The organism is Rhodoferax sp. OV413 (genome assembly GCF_900104385.1).
Lineage (GTDB): Bacteria > Pseudomonadota > Gammaproteobacteria > Burkholderiales > Burkholderiaceae_C > Rhodoferax_B.
Genome location: NZ_FNJA01000001.1, coordinates 529393 through 546594, shown reverse-complemented (window position 1 = coordinate 546594; position 17202 = coordinate 529393). Strand labels below are relative to the sequence as shown.

Annotated in this window: 15 protein-coding genes; 7 read left to right on the top strand and 8 right to left on the bottom strand. The window is 65.1% G+C overall.

Features of this window, described 5'->3' with window-relative positions; all coding sequences use genetic code 11:
• Window positions 1–55 precede the first annotated feature (55 nt).
• From BLT66_RS02570 to BLT66_RS02560, 3 genes are read right to left on the bottom strand one after another with little or no spacing between them, the layout of a single operon-like run.
• Window positions 56–778 carry an amino acid ABC transporter ATP-binding protein gene (locus tag BLT66_RS02570; protein WP_092755429.1) on the bottom strand — a complete coding sequence of 241 codons (723 nt, stop codon included), beginning with the start codon at window positions 776–778 and terminating at the stop codon, window positions 56–58.
• On the bottom strand, window positions 765–1532 hold the full coding sequence (locus BLT66_RS02565; RefSeq protein ID WP_092755427.1) for an amino acid ABC transporter permease: 768 nt from the start codon (window positions 1530–1532) through the stop codon (window positions 765–767). Before BLT66_RS02565 ends, BLT66_RS02570 begins: the two co-directional genes overlap by 14 nt.
• Window positions 1533–1555: 23 nt before the next feature.
• Window positions 1556–2332 (bottom strand): basic amino acid ABC transporter substrate-binding protein, encoded by a 777-nt coding sequence (locus BLT66_RS02560; protein ID WP_092755425.1) that lies wholly within the window; start codon window positions 2330–2332, stop codon window positions 1556–1558.
• 269 nt (window positions 2333–2601) lie between these two features.
• Here BLT66_RS02560 and BLT66_RS02555 point away from each other — a divergent pair, with 269 nt between their 5' ends.
• The 3 genes from BLT66_RS02555 (at window position 2602) to BLT66_RS02545 (ending at window position 8008) form a co-directional block, all read left to right on the top strand.
• Window positions 2602–4545, top strand: a complete 1944-nt coding sequence (locus tag BLT66_RS02555; RefSeq protein ID WP_092755423.1) for a PhoX family protein — start codon at window positions 2602–2604, stop codon at window positions 4543–4545.
• Window positions 4546–4847: 302 nt separating this feature from the next.
• Window positions 4848–7616 (top strand): PAS domain S-box protein, encoded by a 2769-nt coding sequence (locus tag BLT66_RS02550; protein ID WP_092755421.1) that lies wholly within the window; start codon window positions 4848–4850, stop codon window positions 7614–7616.
• The gene (locus BLT66_RS02545; RefSeq protein WP_092755419.1) at window positions 7613–8008 is read left to right on the top strand and encodes a response regulator; all 396 of its coding nucleotides are present in this window, start codon (window positions 7613–7615) and stop codon (window positions 8006–8008) included. Before BLT66_RS02550 ends, BLT66_RS02545 begins: the two co-directional genes overlap by 4 nt.
• Window positions 8009–8022: 14 nt before the next feature.
• Here the strand turns inward: BLT66_RS02545 and BLT66_RS02540 are convergent, their stop codons facing one another.
• Entirely contained in the window at window positions 8023–8331 is a 309-nt protein-coding gene (locus BLT66_RS02540; protein ID WP_092755418.1) for a hypothetical protein, read from the bottom strand.
• A 202-nt stretch (window positions 8332–8533) separates the two neighbouring features.
• Here BLT66_RS02540 and fumC point away from each other — a divergent pair, with 202 nt between their 5' ends.
• The 4 genes from fumC (at window position 8534) to BLT66_RS02525 (ending at window position 13720) form a co-directional block, all read left to right on the top strand.
• Window positions 8534–9925: a class II fumarate hydratase gene (fumC, locus tag BLT66_RS02535; protein ID WP_092755416.1), complete on the top strand. Its 1392-nt coding sequence runs from the start codon at window positions 8534–8536 to the stop codon at window positions 9923–9925.
• 7 nt (window positions 9926–9932) lie between these two features.
• Window positions 9933–11255, top strand: a complete 1323-nt coding sequence (locus BLT66_RS02530) for a sigma-70 family RNA polymerase sigma factor (protein ID WP_092755414.1) — start codon at window positions 9933–9935, stop codon at window positions 11253–11255.
• 88 nt (window positions 11256–11343) lie between these two features.
• On the top strand, window positions 11344–11988 hold the full coding sequence (locus tag BLT66_RS27035; RefSeq protein WP_255406725.1) for an STN domain-containing protein: 645 nt from the start codon (window positions 11344–11346) through the stop codon (window positions 11986–11988).
• Entirely contained in the window at window positions 11942–13720 is a 1779-nt protein-coding gene (locus BLT66_RS02525) for a TonB-dependent siderophore receptor (RefSeq protein WP_255406807.1), read from the top strand. Before BLT66_RS27035 ends, BLT66_RS02525 begins: the two co-directional genes overlap by 47 nt.
• Here the strand turns inward: BLT66_RS02525 and BLT66_RS02520 are convergent.
• The 4 genes from BLT66_RS02520 to BLT66_RS02505 form a co-directional block, all read right to left on the bottom strand.
• Window positions 13717–14379: a TetR/AcrR family transcriptional regulator gene (locus BLT66_RS02520; protein ID WP_092755410.1), complete on the bottom strand. Its 663-nt coding sequence runs from the start codon at window positions 14377–14379 to the stop codon at window positions 13717–13719. The two genes, BLT66_RS02525 and BLT66_RS02520, sit on opposite strands and share 4 nt — an antisense overlap.
• 19 nt (window positions 14380–14398) lie before the next feature.
• Window positions 14399–15241, bottom strand: a complete 843-nt coding sequence (locus tag BLT66_RS02515; protein WP_255406724.1) for an alpha/beta fold hydrolase — start codon at window positions 15239–15241, stop codon at window positions 14399–14401.
• A 79-nt stretch (window positions 15242–15320) separates the two neighbouring features.
• Window positions 15321–16211: a sugar phosphate isomerase/epimerase family protein gene (locus BLT66_RS02510; protein WP_092755408.1), complete on the bottom strand. Its 891-nt coding sequence runs from the start codon at window positions 16209–16211 to the stop codon at window positions 15321–15323.
• Window positions 16208–17119, bottom strand: a complete 912-nt coding sequence (locus tag BLT66_RS02505; protein ID WP_092755406.1) for a 4-hydroxyphenylpyruvate dioxygenase — start codon at window positions 17117–17119, stop codon at window positions 16208–16210. The genes BLT66_RS02510 and BLT66_RS02505 overlap by 4 nt, the downstream gene beginning before the upstream one ends.
• Window positions 17120–17202: the final 83 nt, after the last annotated feature.

Genomic DNA, 17202 nt, shown 5'->3' with positions numbered 1-17202 from the left:
AAGCCCGCCGACAGGTCGGCGGGCTTTGGCGCGGCGGCTGCCTGAAACAGCGCGGTTACAGCACTTTACTGAGGAATTTGCGCGTGCGCTCTTCCCGCGGGTGGTCGAACAGCTCGGTCGGCGTGCCTTGCTCGACCACCAGGCCTTCGTCCAGAAACAGCACGCGGTCGGCCACCTGGCGGGCAAAGCCCATTTCGTGGGTTACCACCACCATGGTCATGCCTTCTTCGGCCAGCGCCTGCATCACGGCCAGCACCTCACCGACCATCTCCGGGTCGAGGGCCGAGGTCGGCTCGTCGAACAGCATGATGCGCGGCTGCATCGCCAGCGCGCGGGCAATCGCCACGCGCTGCTGCTGGCCGCCAGACAGCTGGTTCGGGTAGGCGTCGATCTTCTCCAGCAGGCCGACCTTCAGCAGCAGCTCGCTGGCCCGGGCCCGGGCCTGGGCGTCGGTCAGCTTGCGCACCTTGCTGGGGGCCAGGGTGATGTTTTCCAGCACCGTCTTGTGCGGGAACAGGTTGAAGCGCTGGAACACCATGCCGATTTCGGCGCGCAGCGCGTCGATATTGGTCTTGGGGTCGTGCACCGAGACATTGTTCACCAGCACCGTGCCGCCAGAGGCATCTTCCAGCCCGTTCAGGCAGCGCAGAAACGTGCTTTTACCCGAGCCCGATGGGCCGATGACGCAAACCACTTCGGACGCATGGATCGCGCAGTCGATGCCGCGCAATACCGGTGCGGCACCGAATTGCTTGGTCAGTTTCTCAACGCGAATCACCACGTCCATAGCGAGCCTCCAGTTGTTTGATGCCGTAGGCCAGGCCCAGGGTCAGTACCCAGTACATCAGTGAAATCGTCAGATACGGCTCCCAGTAGCGCGAGTAGGCGCCGGCCACGGTGCGCGCCGCGTAGGCCAGCTCGGCCAGGCCGATGGCCGAGATCAGCGACGAGTCCTTCAGCAGCGAGATCGCGTTGTTGCCCAGCGGCGGCAGCATGCGGCGAAACGCCTGCGGCAGCACGACGTGGAACATGGTGCGCCGAAACGACATGCCCAGCGAACGCGAGGCTTCCACCTGGCCCTTGTCGATAGACTGGATGCCGGCGCGGAAGATCTCGGAGATATAGGCGCCGGCATTCAAGGTCAGCGCCACGATGCCGGAGACAAAAGCCCCGTAGTTCTGCTTGATGTTGCGTGCCGTGTCGCCGGAGATGAACAAGCCGTCCGCCGGGTTGATGAACAGCGGCAGCACCGCGAAGTGGATCAGCAGAATCTGCACGAACAGCGGCGTGCCGCGGAAGAAGCTGACGTACACCGTGGACGGCCAGCGCAGCAGGTATTTGCACAGCTGTTTGGCCGGTGCGTGGCGGGCTTCGGCCACCCGCGCCATGCCGATCGCCAGGCCCAGGGCCGTACCCTGGACGATGCAGATCAGCGTGACGGTAATGGTCATCTGCAGGCCGCGCCAGAACAGCTCGGCGTATTCCGCAATGATGTCGGCGCGGAACCAGCCGAACCAGAGAACTTGTTCCATCGAAGAAACCTACCAGGCCTGGGTTATTGCGCGGGCAGGGTCGGCGCGTCGGCCTGGAACCACTTCTTGTAAATGGTTGCGTAGCTGCCGTCGGCCTTGACGGCGGCCAGGCCGGTGTTCAGCTTGTCCAGCAGCGCCTTGTTGCCTTGCTTGACGACGATGCCGAAGAACTCCTTGGGGAAACTCGGGTCGTTCACCGTCTTCAGCTGCTTGTGCTCTTGCACGCGGAAGGCGATCACGCCGTTGTCGCCGATGGCGGCGTCCAGGCCGCTGTTGGCCAGCTCGGCGATCACCACCGGCGTGCTTTCAAAACGGCGGATGTCGGGGTTGGTCTTGCCGAATTCGCGCGAAGAAATGTCGTCGCCGGTGCTGCCGGTCACCACGCCGATCTTCTTGCCGGCCAGGTCCTTCAGCGTCTTGGCGGTGCTGGCTTGCGGCACGGCGATCAGCTGGCGGGCTTCGAAGTAGGGAGCGGTGAAGTCGTACGACTGCTTGCGCTTGTCGTTGATGGTCACGCCAGAGATCACCAGGTCCACGTCGCCGTTGTTCAGCGCAGCAAAGATGCCGGTCCAGGGGGTGTTGACGATCTTGATCTGCAGGCCGGCCTTTTGCGCCACGGCCTTGATGATGTCCACGTCGTAGCCCACGATTTCCTTACTGGGGCTTTCATAGGCAAACGGGCGGTAGGTGGCGCTGGAGCCGACCACCAGCTCTTTGTTCTGGGCCTGGGCGCTGCCGACCGAGCCGAGTGCAATGGCGAAAAAGCCGACCGAAGCCGCGATCTTGTGGATGATTTGCATGGGTTTGCCTATGGGGGAATGTAAAGAATTGGTTAAGTGTTCACTGAACCAGGGGCGAAATATACCAATTGGCAGCCATGCAATAGCCGTGCCCTCGCTGGGAGAACCGCTCTGACGCCCCATTTGCGTGCGCCGTGGCCGGACAAAACAGCACGATGACAGTCAAAAAACTGTCATATCGGCTTCCTATGATCCGCAAAAAATGCCGGGCGCAGACAGCTGCCCACCGGCGCACAAGCCCGTTTCTCCCACCCCTCTGGAACTCCACGATGTCTGACGTTTCCCTCGCCTCGCGCCGCAGTGCGCTCAAATTCCTGGCCACTGCGCCCATGCTGCCCCTGGGTGCATTTGCCACCACCTCGCTGCTGTCGGGTTGCGCCACCACCGCGCCGGCCAGCGCCGGCTTTGTGTCGGCCAGCTTCACCGGCATGGCCGCGCCCACGCTGGCCAATCCGGCGGCCATGGCCAGCGTGTCGGTCGGTTCGCTGCTGAACGTGGCCTATGCCGACAACACCAGCCGCAGCTACAAGCTGGCCTACCAGCCGTTCTTCATGACCGGCGACATGGTGCCGGACGGCAAAGGCGGCACGGTGCTGGCCGGTGGTTATGTGGACATCCGCAACCAGCCCATCATGGACCGCTCGGTGGCCGGCAAGGAGCGCCAGTTCTTCTCGGACTGCCCCGATGGCTCGTCGCTGCTGACTTTGCCGAATGCCAATGTGCCCGGCGTCAAAGGCAAGCCGGTGTTTGCCGTGGTGCAGTTCGAATACACCACCCGCGACCAGCAGGGCGCCGATGCCTACGGCACCCTGCCGTCGCCCATCGCCGTGCTGACCCTGGACCAGGACCAAAGCACGGGCAAGCTGAGCCTGGTGAAGTACCACAACGTCGACACCTCCAGCGCCCATGGCCTGTGGATCACCTGCGGCGCCAGCCTGTCGCCCTGGAACACCCATCTCTCCAGCGAAGAGTACGAGCCCAACGCGCCCTTTATCGGCGAAGTCAAGCACTTCAAGAGCTTCAGCAAGAACCTGTTTGGCGACGAAAACAAGGCCAACCCCTACCACTACGGCCACCTGCCCGAAGTGACGGTGAACCCCGATGGCACCGGCTCCATCAAGAAGCATTACTGCCTGGGCCGCATCTCGCACGAGCTGATCCAGGTGATGCCCGACAACCGCACCGCGCTGATGGGCGACGACTACACCAACGGCGGCTTGTTCATGTTCGTGGCCGACCGCGAAAAAGACCTGTCGGCCGGCACGCTGTACGTGGCCAGCCTGGATGCCGGCTTCTCGGTTGACCCGGCCGTCGCCGGCGCCGGTGTCTACTGGATCAAGCTGGGCCACGCCACCAGCGCCGAGATCGAGCAACTGGCCAATACCCTGAAGCCAGCCGACATCATGGAAGTGCGCAAGGACGACCCCAAGGACGCCAGCTTCACCCAGGTGTGGGTGGAAGGCGTGGCCAACTGGGTCAAGGTCAAGCCCGGCATGGAAAAGGCCGCGGCCTTCCTGGAAACCCACCGCTACGCCGGTGTGGTGGGCGGCACCATGGCCTTCACCAAGATGGAAGGCACGACCGTCAACATCAAGGACAAAGTGGCGTATTCCGCGCTGTCCTACATCCAGAACTCCATGGTCAAGGGCGGCAAGGGCTGGACGGCCAGCAGCGGCATTGCGCTGCCCAAGGCGCTGAACGCCGGCGCGGTGATCGAGCACAAACTGGCCGGCAAGCAAAAAGACCTGTCGGGCGCCGACATCCGCAGCGAATGGGTGCCTACCGCCACCAAGACGCTGCTGGCCGGCGAAGACATCACCGCCGATGCCATGGGCAACCTGGCGCACATCGACAAGATCGCCAACCCGGACAACCTCAAGTTCTCGGAAAAGCTGCGCACCCTGTTCATCGGCGAAGACTCCGGCATGCACGTCAACAACTACCTGTGGGCCTACAACGTCGACACCAAGGCACTGAGCCGCGTGCTGTCCACCCCGTCGGGCGCGGAATCCACCGGCCTGCACAGCGTGGACGAAATCCATGGCTGGACCTACATCATGAGCAACTTCCAGCACGCTGGCGACTGGATCCCCGCACTGCACGGCAAGGTGCAGGCCACGCTGGACCCGCTGGTGCGCGCCCAGTACAAAGACCGCTTCGGCGCCGCCGTGGGCTACCTGACGGCCGACCCGATGGCGATCAAGCTGGGCTGATGCGCCGGCCTGCGGTGGCACGCAGGTTTGCTATATAAATAAGAGCTGCTAGCGCAGGTGTTGTCTGCGCTAGCGGCTCTTTTTTTTATAAATTTTTGCGGGCAGATATGGGTACGCTCACGGTGGATATATCCGGGTAGATGGGAGGCTGACTTTTTGTTGCGAAATGATACGATCTTCGGCGGAGTGATCCCAGCCCGGGCTGCTCGCCATGCCGCGCAGCCGTCGCTCCGCGCATGTTCCGGGGCAGTGGAAATGTGACCGGGTCAGGCCAGAAGCAATTCTGAAAAGGGGCTTCGATCATGGATACCTGGATCTCTTTGCTGGGGCGAAATGGTTTCCTTCCCCATGGCTATTGCTTTACCTGGACGCCGGGATTGCTGTGGTCCATGGTGGCTGCGGATGCCACCATCGCAGCGGCGTATTTCTCCATCCCGGTGGCCACCCTGAGCTTCATCCGCAAGCGACCCGACGCCACCCTGAGCTGGGTGGCGTTTCTTTTCAGCGCCTTCATTTTTGCCTGCGGCATCACCCATCTGATGGACATCTGGACCATCTGGGTACCCGACTACGGCTTGCAGGCGCTGACCAAGATCATCACCGCCGCGATCTCGCTGGTGACCGCCATTGCGCTCTGGCCGCTGATCCCCAAGGCCTTGAAGATTCCGTCGGTGGCGCAGCTGCAAAGCGTGATTGCCTCGCTGGAGGCCGAGGTGCAGCAGCGCCGCAATGCCGAAGACCAGTTGGCCGCCATCCAGCAAAGCCTGGTGGTCAAACTTGCGGCGATCGTCGAGTCGTCCAACGACGCCATCATTGGCAAGTCGCTGGACGGGCGTATCACCAGCTGGAATGGCGCCGCCCAGGCGATCTTTGGCTACACCGCAGAGGAAGCGATTGGCCAGCCGGTGCAAATGCTGATTCCGCCAGCGCTGCAGGACGAAGAAATGCGCATCCTGGACGAGCTGGCGCTGGGCCAACCGGTGCCGGCGTTCGACACCGTGCGCTTGGCCCGCAACGGCGAGTTGCTGGACCTGTCGGTCAGCATTTCACCGATTCGCGATGGCCAGGGGCAGGTGGTGGGTGCGTCCAAAATTGCGCGCGACGTGTCGCAGCAGCGGCGCGCTGAAAGAGCATTGCGCGACAGCGAAGAGCGGCTGCGCTTCACCCTGGAGGCGGCGCACATCGGTGACTGGAATCTGAACCTGGCGACCGGCAAGATGCAGCACTCGCTGCGGCACGACCGCTGTTTTGGCTATGCCGAACTGCAAGCCGAATGGAGCCTAGACACCTTCATCCAGCACGTACACCCCGAGGACCGCTCCGAGGTGGCGCAAACCCTGCACCTGGCCTTGACCGAGCTGCGCGACTGGCGGGTGCAGTGCCGGGTGGTCTGGCCCGATGCCAGCATCCACTGGATCAGCAAGCACGGCAGCGTGCAGCACCAGGGCGACAAGGCCAGCCGCATGCTGGGTATCGTCAGCGATATCACCGAGCAAAGGCAGGCGGAGCACGCCCGCCTCATCGCCCAGCGCCTGGAGGCGGAGAACCGCCAGATCCAGGAGGCCAGCCGGTTGAAGAGCCAGTTCCTGGCGAATATGTCGCACGAGCTGCGGACCCCGCTGAACGCGGTGATCGGCTTTGCCGACCTGCTGCATTCGGGCATGGTGAAGCCCGATTCGCCCAAGCACCAGGAGTTTTTAGGCCACATCGGCACCAGCGGCCGCCACTTGCTGCAGCTGATCAACGACGTGCTGGACCTGTCCAAGGTCGAGTCCGGCAAGTTCGATTTCTACCCCGAGCCGGTCGACCTTGGCACGGTGCTGAAAGAGGTGGAGGACATTCTCCACACCGCCATCTTGCAAAAGCACATCCATCTGGCGTTCGACATCGAGCCCGACATGGGTGTCTTGACGCTAGACCCGGCGCGGCTCAAGCAGGTGCTGTACAACTACCTGTCGAACGCCATCAAGTTCACCGCCGACGGCGGCCAGGTCAGTGTGCGGGCCATGGCCCAGGGGCCAGACCATTTGCGTATCGAGGTCGAGGATTCCGGCATCGGCATTGCGCCCGCCGATCTGCCGCGCCTGTTCACCGAGTTCCAGCAGCTGGACGCGGGCTACAGCAAGCAACACCAGGGTACCGGGCTGGGCCTGGCGCTGACCCGCCGGCTGGTGCAGGCGCAAGGCGGCCAGGTCGGGGTGCGCAGCACGGTCGATGTGGGCAGCGTGTTCTACGTGGTGCTGAACCGCATCCATGGGCTGGACTTGCAGCGCAGCGCATCTGGCGCCCTGGGCGACGAGGCCGCCGAGGCGCAGCGCATTCTGGTGATCGAGGATGACCAGCGCGACCGGGCCCGGTTGATCGAGGTGCTCTCCGAAGCCGGCTTTCATGTGGATGCCGCATCGGACGGGCCGTATGCGCTGCGCCAGGCCCGCGACACGGCCTATGCGGCGCTGATGCTGGACCTGCAGCTGCCGGACCGACGCGGGCTAGATTTGCTGGCCGACATCCGCAGCCGCGGGGCCAGCCATGGCTCGCCGGTGCTGGGCGTGAGCATGCCGATCTCGCCCGACCGCAGCGCCAGTTTTGCCATCGCCAATGTGCTGTGCAAACCCATACGCAGCGACGAAATCCTGGCGGCCATGGCCCGCTTCCGGCTGGAAGGGGCAGGGCGTGCGAATGTGCTGGTGATCGACGACGAGCCGGCGGCGCTGGACCTGATGCAGGCCACGCTGAAAAGCATAGGCATTGACGCCGTGTGCTGCCTGGATGGGCGTGAGGCGCTGCGCGACATTGCGCTGCACCGCCCAGACGCCATCATCCTGGACCTGATGATGCCGGGGTTCGACGGCTTCCAGGTACTGGACGCGCTGCAGCAGCTGCCCGACTGGCGCGATGTGCCGGTGTTCATCTGGACCAGCATGCTGCTGACCGACGAGGAATACGCCACCCTGGCGGGCTCGGCGCGCGCCGTGCTGAGCAAGGGCGGGGGCGCCATCGAATCCATGCTGGACAGCGTGAAGCGTTGGCGCCAGCCGCTCGCATTCGGTGCAGACAAGGGCCGGCCATGAGCGCGCCGCGGGTGCTGATCGTGGACGACAACGCGATGAACCTCGCCATCGCCCAGGTGGTGCTGCAGGCCGACAGTTTTGAAGTCGAGTGCGCGGGCGGTGCGGCGGAAGCTTTGCAAAAAGTGGATCTGTTCCGGCCGGAGCTGATACTGATGGATATCCAGATGCCCGGCATGGATGGCCTGGAGCTGACCCAGCTGCTCAAAGCCCGCCCGGCCACGCAGGGCATTGTGGTGGTGGCGTTTACCGCGTTTGCGATGCACGGCGACGAAGCCAAGATGCGCAACGCCGGCTGCGATGGCTATCTGTCCAAGCCCATCGATGTGAAGCATTTTGCCCAGCAGGTGCGGGCACTGATCAGCAAGCCGACGCTGTCAAATGGCGCCACCTAGACAGGCGCAGCGCGTCAGTGGGTTTCGCCGTCCGTGGTTTGCTGGGCTTTGACTTCTTGCTCCAGTGCGTCGGTTGCTTCTTCCAATACCTTGACGGATTCGTTCAAGCGCTTTTCCAGCTCGTCGGCGCGGGCAATCGCTACGCCTACGTCTTCGTGGTGCACATCGTCGGGGATGCGGTTGTCCAGCACGGCGTGGACCACCCCCAGCTCTTCGGCAACCTCTTTGATTTCTTCGGTGGCCTGCTTGTGCGCATCCAGCGCGTCGGTGAGTGCGTCGGATAACTCTTCGCTCTTGGGCTGTCCGGTTGGCGTGGTTGACATGTCTGGGTTACTGGTTGAGGATGAAAAATAGTGCACGTTCGCGGAGGCATCAGCTCTATCCGTTGCAGGGGGCGTCGCCCCGCAGCCAGCAAAACAGCCGTAAGTATAAATTGGCCCCAATTTTTCGCCAGTGACCATGCCTTGTTGAGAATTGCTATCATTTGGGATATTCCACACCTGCGGCACTGGCCGCCCTGAACCCATGCACACCCACACCCGTTCCGAACGCGACACCTTTGGCCCGATTGACGTGCCGGCCGACAAGCTCTGGGGCGCGCAGACCCAGCGCTCGCTGCAGAACTTCGACATCTCGGGCGAACAGCAGCCGCGTGAAATCATCCGCGCGCTGGCCCAGGTGAAACGCGCCTCGGCGGTGGTCAACCATGCGCTGGGCCTGCAGGACGAAAAGAAGACCCAGGCCATCGTGGCCGCGGCCGACGAGGTGATTGCCGGCAAGCACCCGGACGAGTTTCCGCTGGTGGTCTGGCAGACCGGCTCCGGCACGCAGACCAATATGAACGTCAACGAAGTGCTGGCGAATCGCGCCAGCGAGCTGCTGGGCGGCGAGCGCGGCGAGGGCCGGCTGGTGCACCCCAATGACGACGTGAACCGCAGCCAGTCGAGCAACGATGTGTTCCCCACCGCCATGCACGTGGCGGCCGTGGTGGCGATCCACGGCAAGCTGCTGCCGGCGATTGCCAAGCTGCGCGCCACCCTGGCGCAAAAGGCCAGCGACTTCGACGACATCGTGAAGATAGGCCGCACCCATTTGCAGGACGCGACGCCGCTGACCCTGGGCCAGGAGTTCTCGGGCTACGTGGCCCAGCTTGACCATGGCGCGCGCCATGTGCAGGCCGCCTTGCCACACCTGTGCGAGCTGGCGCTGGGCGGCACAGCCGTGGGCACCGGGCTGAACGCGCCCAAGGGCTATGCCGAACAGGCCGCGGCCGAGCTGGCGCGCCTGACCGGCCTGCCGCTGGTGACCGCGCCCAACAAGTTCGAGGCCTTGGCCAGCTGCGACGCGCTGGTGCACGCCCACGGCGCGCTGAAGACCCTGGCCGCCAGCATGATGAAGATTGCCAACGATGTGCGCTGGCTGGCCAGCGGCCCGCGCAGCGGCATCGGTGAACTCAGCATCCCCGAGAACGAACCCGGCTCCAGCATCATGCCGGGCAAGGTGAACCCGACGCAGAGCGAGGCCGTGACCATGCTGGCCGCCCAGGTGTTCGGCAACGACGTGGCGATCAACTTCGGCGGCGCATCGGGCAACTTCGAGCTGAACGTGTTCCGCCCGATGGTGGCGCACAACTTTTTGCAGAGCGTGCGCCTGCTGGCCGACGGCATGGTCAGCTTTAACGACCATTGCGCGGTGGGCATAGAACCGAACCGCGCGCGTATCACCGCGCTGGTCGACAGCTCGCTGATGTTGGTGACCGCGCTGAACACGCACATCGGCTACGACAAGGCCGCCTACATTGCCAAAAAAGCGCACAAGGAAGGCAGCAGCCTGCGCGAGGCGGCCGTGGCTTCCGGCCATGTGACCGGTGAACAGTTCGACCAGTGGGTGGTGCCGGGCGATATGGTCGGACGCTGAGCCCGGCATGCCGGTGGGTGTTCTGCAGTCGCCGCTGCTGGCCAGTTTTCGGGACTGCTACCGGGACCTGCTGCGCTACCTGGCGCATCGCACGGGCTCGGCCGACGAGGCCCGCGACCTGGCCCACGACACCTGGCTGCGCCTGGCCGACATGGCCCAGCAGGGCAGCCAGCCCGCGCTGCAAGACGGTGGTGAGGCCCGCGCCTATGTGTTCACCATGGCACGCAACCTGGTGGTGGACCGGCAGCGCCGCATGGGTGTGGTGCAGCGCCATGCCGATGCGCAAGCCGGCCATCAGCCGCAGGCGCCCGATACCGCCGAGGCCTTGATGTACCGGCAGGCCATGGACGCGGTGCAGGCCGCGCTGGCCGGGCTGCCGGAACGGGCGCGCCAGGTGTTTGTGCGGCACCGCGTGCATGGCGAAGACCAGGCCGCGCTGGCCGCCCACTACGGTGTGTCGCGCAACATGATCGAGCGCGACATGATGCTGGCCATGGACTGTGTGCAGTCGGCCATGGAGCGCTGGCATACCGGTTCCGTCGCCACGCCTGCGCCGAGCCCGCGCGTGGGGCGGCGCAAATCCCTCGCTGCCTTGCTGGGGATTGCCGGCCTGGGCAGCCTTGGGTCTTGGCAAGCCTGGCGCAGCTACATGCCACAGTGGCAGCAGCAGCTGGCCACCGGCCATGGCCAGATCCTGCGCCGCAGCCTGCCCGACGGCAGTGGGCTGACGCTGGACGCCCAAAGCCGGCTGCAGCTGGCCTACTACGCGGCCCGGCGCAGCGTGGTTGTGCTGCAGGGCGCGGCGTTCTTCGATGTGGTGCGCGATGCCGAGCGCCCGTTTGTGGTCGATGTGCCTGGCGCTGCGCCGGCCGACGCCAGCTTGCGCATCACCGTGCTGGGCACCCGTTTCGGGGTGGAGCGGCTGCCGGGCGGCGGCGTGGACGTGCAGGTCGAGGAAGGCCGTGTCCGCATTGAGCAACTGGATGGCCAGGCCCTGGTGCTGAGCCAGCGCGAATTGATTGCGGGCGAGGCTTGGCGCATGTCCGCGGGCGGCGAAGAGCGGTTGAGCCGCCAGCCGCAGCCGGCCGCGCCCTGGCGCAACGGCATGCTGGTGTTTGACTACACCCCGCTGGCCGAGGCGGTGGAGCGCCTGCGCCGTTACCTGCCCCGGCCGGTAGCGGTGGATGCCAGCGTGGCCGGGCTGCGGTTGTCCGGCCAGGTGCGGATTGCGCAGGGCGAAGACTTCTTGCGGGCCTTGCCCGACATCGTGCCGGTGCGCTTGGCACTGGTTGGCGGGCGCTGGGAGATCGCGCCGCTGCGCAAGCTCTGAAAAATTTTCGTGGTTTGGTTCAGGACCGCGCGCGCTGGTTCGTTGTAGAGGGGAGAGCCGTTCATCCCTTCTTCCAGCGACACCTTTTATGACCTACCAACGCATCCGTTTCCCCCGCAACGCCCTGGCCGCCGCCGTGCTGGCCGGCGCCTGCCTGCAGGCCTACGCGCAGACCGCCAGCTTTGAGATTGCCGCCCAGCCGCTGGCCGATGCGCTTGCGCAGTTTGGCCGCCAGTCGGGGGCGCAGCTGGTGTTCGCGCCCGGGCTGGTGCAGGGCTTGCGCGGCAACGCAGTGCACGGCAGCCGCGATGTGGCCGCAGCCCTGGCCGAGCTGCTGCGCGGCACCGGCCTGCAGCTGCGGCGCGCCGGGGCCACGTTGACCTTGGAGCGTGTGCCGGCAGACGCGGCGGTGACGCTGCCGCCAGTCACCGTGACGGCGGCGGCCGAGCGCGAAACCGCCACCGGCCCGGTCATAGGCTATGTGGCCAAACGCAGCGCCACGGCCACCAAGACCGACACGCCGCTGGTCGAGATACCGCAGTCGATCTCGGTGATCGGCGCCCAGGAGTTGGAAGACAAGGGCGTGATTACGCTCACCGATGGTTTGGCGCAAACCCCTGGGGTCACCGTCAACCCTTACGGTCACCGTCAACCCTTACGGCTTCGATTCGCGCGCGCTCGACTGGGTGATCTTGCGCGGCTTCGACGGCTGGTACACCAGCAGCTACCGTGATGGTCTGGCGCAGAACGTGGGTATCACCTTCCTTGGCGTGCAGACCGAGGTCTATGGCCTGGAGCGTCTGGAAGTGCTGCGCGGGCCGTCGTCGGTCCTGTTTGGCAAGGGCGACGTGGGTGGGGTGGTCAACCGGGTCAGCAAGACGCCCAGCGCCGATGCAGTGCGCGAAGTGGCGCTGCAGCTAGGCAGCTATGGCCGCCAGCAGCTGGCGGTGGATGTGGGTGGTGCGCTGGATGGCAATGGCAAGTTGCTCTACCGGCTGGTCGGCGTGGGGCTGGACAACGGCACGCAGGAGCAGTACCCGAACGGCGTGCGCATGGACCAGAAACGCCAGTACCTGGCGCCGTCGCTGCGCTGGCAGCCGTCGGCCCAGACCTCGCTGACCGTGCTGGCCGAGTACCTGCGCGACGATGCATCGGACGACGTGCAGTTCGTCACCGCTGCCGACGGCTTGCCGAGCAGGATCAAGGAGGGTGACCCCAGCTATAGCCGCATCAAGACCGGCTCGGATTCCATCGGCTACCAGTTCGAGCACCGGCTCGATGCGGGCTGGCGGCTGCAGCAGAAACTGCGCTACGCGCGCCGCACATCGGATAAGCACCACATCCTGTCGTTCTTCGACACCAGCCCGAGCATTCTGGAGCGCCAGGCGCGCCACGACGTGGAGTCGGTCCGTGAAACCGCTGTCGACACCTCAGTGCAAGGCCTGGTGCATACCGGCTCGGTCGCGCACGGCCTGCTGTTCGGCCTGGACTGGGACCGCAGCCGTGCCACCTGGCGTCGTGCGCAGAACATGACTACCCCGCTGGACATGGATAACCCGGTCTACGGTATAGCCATCGCCGAGCCCACCACGCAGGTCGCCGATACCCAGCTCACCAGCACCCAATGGGGGCTGTACGCGCAAGACCAGATCCGGCTCAGTCCGCACTGGGGGCTGACCCTGGGCGCCCGGCACGACCGCGTGCGCTCTGACAACGCTGACCGGCTGAACGCCGCGCAGACTCTGCAGACCGACAGCGCCACCACCGCCCGCATCGGCGTCAACTACCTGGTCGGCAATGGCTGGGCACCTTATGCCAGCTATGCCGAATCCTTTGTACCCAATGTGGGTGTGGACGCAGCCGGCAAGGCCTTTCAGCCCAGCCAGGGGCGCCAGCTGGAACTCGGGGTCAAGTACCTGCCCGAGGGAGCTCCGGTGTCGTTTGCGGCCGCCGTGTTCAACCTTGAGAAGACCGATGTGGTCACCTACGACCCGACCAGCTACGAGGCGCGTCAGATCGGCAAGCTGCGCTCGCGCGGCCTGGAACTCGAAGCCAAGGCCAGCCTGTCGCCGCAGCTGCGCTTGACGGCTGCATTCACTGCGCTGGATTTGAAAGTGCTCAGCAGTGCTGACCCTGCAGAAGTCGGCAAGACGCCTATCCTTACGCCCGAGCGCACCGCCTCGGTCTGGCTCGACTACGCGGTGGCCGGCGAAGGCTGGCGCGGTCTGAGCTTCGGCGCCGGGCTGCGTCACGTGGGTAAGCGCTGGAACGACGCGGCCAATACCGGCTCCGAGCCGGCCTATACGCTGGCCGATGCGGCGGTGCGCTTCGATACCGGGCCGTGGCGCTTGGCGCTCAACGTCAGCAATCTGTTTGACAAGCAGTACTACAGTGGCCACGCCTATGGCAGCTACTTCCGCGGTGCCGAGCGCAGCGTGCTGCTGACGGCCAAGTACCGCTTCTAATTTTTAGGGGCTGCCAGCACATAGCGCAGCAGCATCTCCACCACGTTCTCGCGGCGCTGGGCGATGGCTGCGGGGCTGTCCATGTCGCGCTTGAAGATCAGCGCAAAGGTGTGGCTGTTCGACACGTTGAAGAAGCTCATGGCGCTGATCGACATGTGCAGGTCTACCGGGTCCAGGCCGGGGCGGAACACGCCGGCTGCCACGCCGCGGCGGTAGACGGCATCCACGGCCAGGATGGCGGGCACGTTCAGGTCCTGGATGCTGCGGCTCTGCGCCAGGAACTTGCCACGCAGCATGTTTTCGTTCATCACCAGGCGGATGAAGTCTGGGTTTTCGCGCTGGTAGTCGACGGTAAAGGCCACCAGGGTGCGCAGGGCTTGCTCGGGCGGCAGGTCTTCCAGGTGCAGGGTTGACTCGATGTGCCGGATGCGTCGGTAGGCTTCTTCCAGCACCGCCAGGTACAAGCCCTCCTTGCTACCAAAATAGTAGTAGATCATGCGCTTGCTGGTGCGCGTGGCCTCGGCGATCAGGTCGATGCGGGCGCCGGCAAAGCCTTTTTCAGAGAACTCCTGGTTGGCCACGGCCATGATGTCGGCGCGGGTGCGCTCGGGGTCGTTGGTGCGGGGTTCGGGTTTGGGGGCTTGGACGGTCTCGGACATGGCGGCGAGTGTAGGAGATTCAGGACGCCGCCAGCACGGCCAGCAGGGCGGTGTTGAAGGCTGCCGCCTGCTCGTACTGCACCCAGTGGCCGGCCTGGTCCAGCAGCTGCAGCGACTGGAAGGTGGGCGCTGCCTGCAGCGCGGCGGCCAGTGCATCCAGTTGGCCCAGGTACAGCGCGTCCTGGCGGCCGTAGATCGCCCACACCGGGCAGCGCACCTGTTGCAAGGCGCGCGACAGCACATCGGTGTACGACAGCCGGCGGCCAGGGATGCGGTCACGGAACACGTTGGCGGTGTGCAAGGCCAGGGTGGGCGCGTCGATGCCTTGCGGGTCCAGCAGCATCAGCGCGGCCAGGTTGTGCTGGTGCCGCAGGGCTTGGTCTGCGGGGTTGGGCAGATGGCGCCAGGCCTTGAGCCGCACCGTGTTGCGCTCCACCATGCCCAGCGCCGGCGCGCCGACCAGCACCAGGCGGGCCACCTGCGCCGGATAGGCTTCGGCGAGGAAGCCGCCAACCATGCCGCCGAACGAGAAGCCCACCAGGTCCACCGCGCGTGCGCCCAGCAGTTGCTGCAGGCCGGCCTCCAGCGGCACGGGCAGGGCGTCGGCATCGCTGCCACCGGTGGGCAGGGCCGAGTCGCCAAAGCCTGGCAGATCGGGCACCCAGACCTGGCGGCCGGCGTCGACCAGCGCATCGATGTTGCGCAGCCAGTGGGTCCAGCTGCCGCTGCCGCCGTGCAGCAGCAACAGCGGCGGCAGGGCAGATGCCTGGCCCCAGACATGCCAGACGATGCTGCCGTCGCCACAGGGCGTGTGGTGCTGGGTGGCGCGGGCGCGCAGCTGCGCAATTTCAGGAGTAGGCACGGGGGAAAGGCGAAAGTGGGGCGGGCTAGCAATATACCTGCAGCCCGACCCTCTCCCGGGACTGGGAGAGGGGAATGGCTTAGCGCTGCTTCAAGCGCATGTCGTTGGGCAGCGGCGTGGAACGGCGCAGCACGTCTTCGCTCAGCCACAGCGCGCTCTTGCGGGCGCGGGCGGCGACCACCGGCAGCGGCAGGTTCACATAGTCGTCGTTGAACACTTCAAAGCTGTAGTCGCCGCGGTAGCCCAGCTTGTCGAGCCGCAGCACCAGGTCGACCAATTGCTCGCTGTGCACGCCCTCGCCGGGGAACACGCGGAAGGTGCGGGCGGTGTTCATGCGCTCTTCGAAAGTGCGGGTCTCTTGCCACATGAAGTCGGCCAGCTGCACCAGGAAGATCTTGCTCGGGTCCAGGTAGTCGATCTCGTCCAGTGCGGTCTTGGCGGCGAAGATATGGTAAGAGTCGATGCCCATGCCCAGGTTGGGGCAGTCGGCGCGGCAGACCACGTCCCAGGCGGTGGTGAACTCGTTGATGGTGCGGCCCCACGACAAGCCCTCGTAAGCGATGCGGATGCCGTAGGGCACAGCCAGCATCGCCAGCTTGCGCAGGTCACGGGCGATGTGGTCCAGGTCCTGCGTGGCGTGGGCCGACGTGGACGAGCAGGCCAGCAACACTTTGCAGTCCAGCGCCGCGCACATCTGCAGCATGGCCTTGGCAATGTCGATCTTGTAGTCGTGCAGATGGCCGCTCAGGCCCTCGAAGTCGCGCAGCACCTGGAAGCCGGTGCCGCGCAGGCCGCTGGCCTTGACTTCGGCGACCGCCGCTTCGATGCCGTCGGGGTGGCCGACGATGTCGTTGGCCTTCAGCATCACCTGGGTAAAGCCGGCATCGACCATGGCCTTGAGCTTGGCTTTCAACGGCCCGGCCAGGGTGATGGTGTCCATGCCGAAGCCTTGGATGGCGTGGTCTTTCATGCTGCTTTCTCGCTGTGCACGAGTTCAAACACGACGGAGCCCAGGTAAGTTTTGGTGATGGCACCGCGGCTTTCGGTGTGCGTGACCTGGGTTTCCACAAACTCCACGCCCAGCTTGCGCAGCTCGGCCACGGCGGCCAGCACATCGGGCACGCCCAGGCCGATACGCTGCAGGCGCTCGTCGGTGTCGATCACGTTCAGCTCGGGCTCGATCAGCTGCAGCATGAAGCTGTTGGCGGCTTCCAGCGCCGGGCTGCGCAGCAGCGTGCCCTTGGGCATGATGCCGAAGCGCTCTTCGTCGGGGATCAGCGCCATGCCGAACAAGGCGTTGTAGAACTCGATCCAGTCGTAGCTGCGCTCGGGGCCGATGTACTGCACCACGCCGAAGAAGTGCAGGCCGGCGGTGGCCGCGGGCTTCTGGTTGACCGAGGGGATTGGGATGAAGTCCACGTCGTAGATCGAGAATTCCTTGTAGCGGTCCACAAAGTAGATGCGGCTGCCGCCAGCGCCGTGGATGGCGGGGATGTTCAGCTCCATCACCTCGGCGTGGGTCGGCACCTCCCAGGCGCCGCGCTCACGCACATAGTGGTAGGCGGCGCGCGCATCCCGCACCCGCAGCGCGATGGCCGAGATGGTCGGCGACTCGCTGCCATGGCCGGCGCCCTGGGCGTCGCTGGGGTGGCCGTTGACCACGATGTTCAAGTCGCCCTGGCGGTACAGCTGCACCTCGCGCGAACGGTGCCGGGCCACGGGCTTGAAACCCATCATCTCCAGCACCTGGCCCAACGCCTGGGGCTTGGGCGTGGCGTATTCGATGAACTCGATGCCGTCCAGCCCCAATGGGTTGGCAGCGTCGCTGAAGGAGGCCTGCAAGGGCTCGCGGCTGGGGTTGACGAGTAGGTCGCTCATGTATCAAGTACTCCTAATTAAATAGCTGCTGGTGCAGGTGCAGCATGCGCTGCAGTCCGAAACGGCTGTAAATATACGGGTCG

Coding starts and splice junctions, on each gene's coding strand:
- fumC (WP_092755416.1), top strand. CDS start 8,534: ATGCACACCCACACCCGTTCCGAACGCGACACCTTTGGCCCGATTGAC.
- BLT66_RS02540 (WP_092755418.1), bottom strand. CDS start 8,331: ATGTCAACCACGCCAACCGGACAGCCCAAGAGCGAAGAGTTATCCGAC.
- BLT66_RS02505 (WP_092755406.1), bottom strand. CDS start 17,119: ATGAGCGACCTACTCGTCAACCCCAGCCGCGAGCCCTTGCAGGCCTCC.
- BLT66_RS02530 (WP_092755414.1), top strand. CDS start 9,933: ATGCCGGTGGGTGTTCTGCAGTCGCCGCTGCTGGCCAGTTTTCGGGAC.
- BLT66_RS27035 (WP_255406725.1), top strand. CDS start 11,344: ATGACCTACCAACGCATCCGTTTCCCCCGCAACGCCCTGGCCGCCGCC.
- BLT66_RS02545 (WP_092755419.1), top strand. CDS start 7,613: ATGAGCGCGCCGCGGGTGCTGATCGTGGACGACAACGCGATGAACCTC.
- BLT66_RS02560 (WP_092755425.1), bottom strand. CDS start 2,332: ATGCAAATCATCCACAAGATCGCGGCTTCGGTCGGCTTTTTCGCCATT.
- BLT66_RS02555 (WP_092755423.1), top strand. CDS start 2,602: ATGTCTGACGTTTCCCTCGCCTCGCGCCGCAGTGCGCTCAAATTCCTG.
- BLT66_RS02565 (WP_092755427.1), bottom strand. CDS start 1,532: ATGGAACAAGTTCTCTGGTTCGGCTGGTTCCGCGCCGACATCATTGCG.
- BLT66_RS02510 (WP_092755408.1), bottom strand. CDS start 16,211: ATGAAAGACCACGCCATCCAAGGCTTCGGCATGGACACCATCACCCTG.
- BLT66_RS02520 (WP_092755410.1), bottom strand. CDS start 14,379: ATGTCCGAGACCGTCCAAGCCCCCAAACCCGAACCCCGCACCAACGAC.
- BLT66_RS02550 (WP_092755421.1), top strand. CDS start 4,848: ATGGATACCTGGATCTCTTTGCTGGGGCGAAATGGTTTCCTTCCCCAT.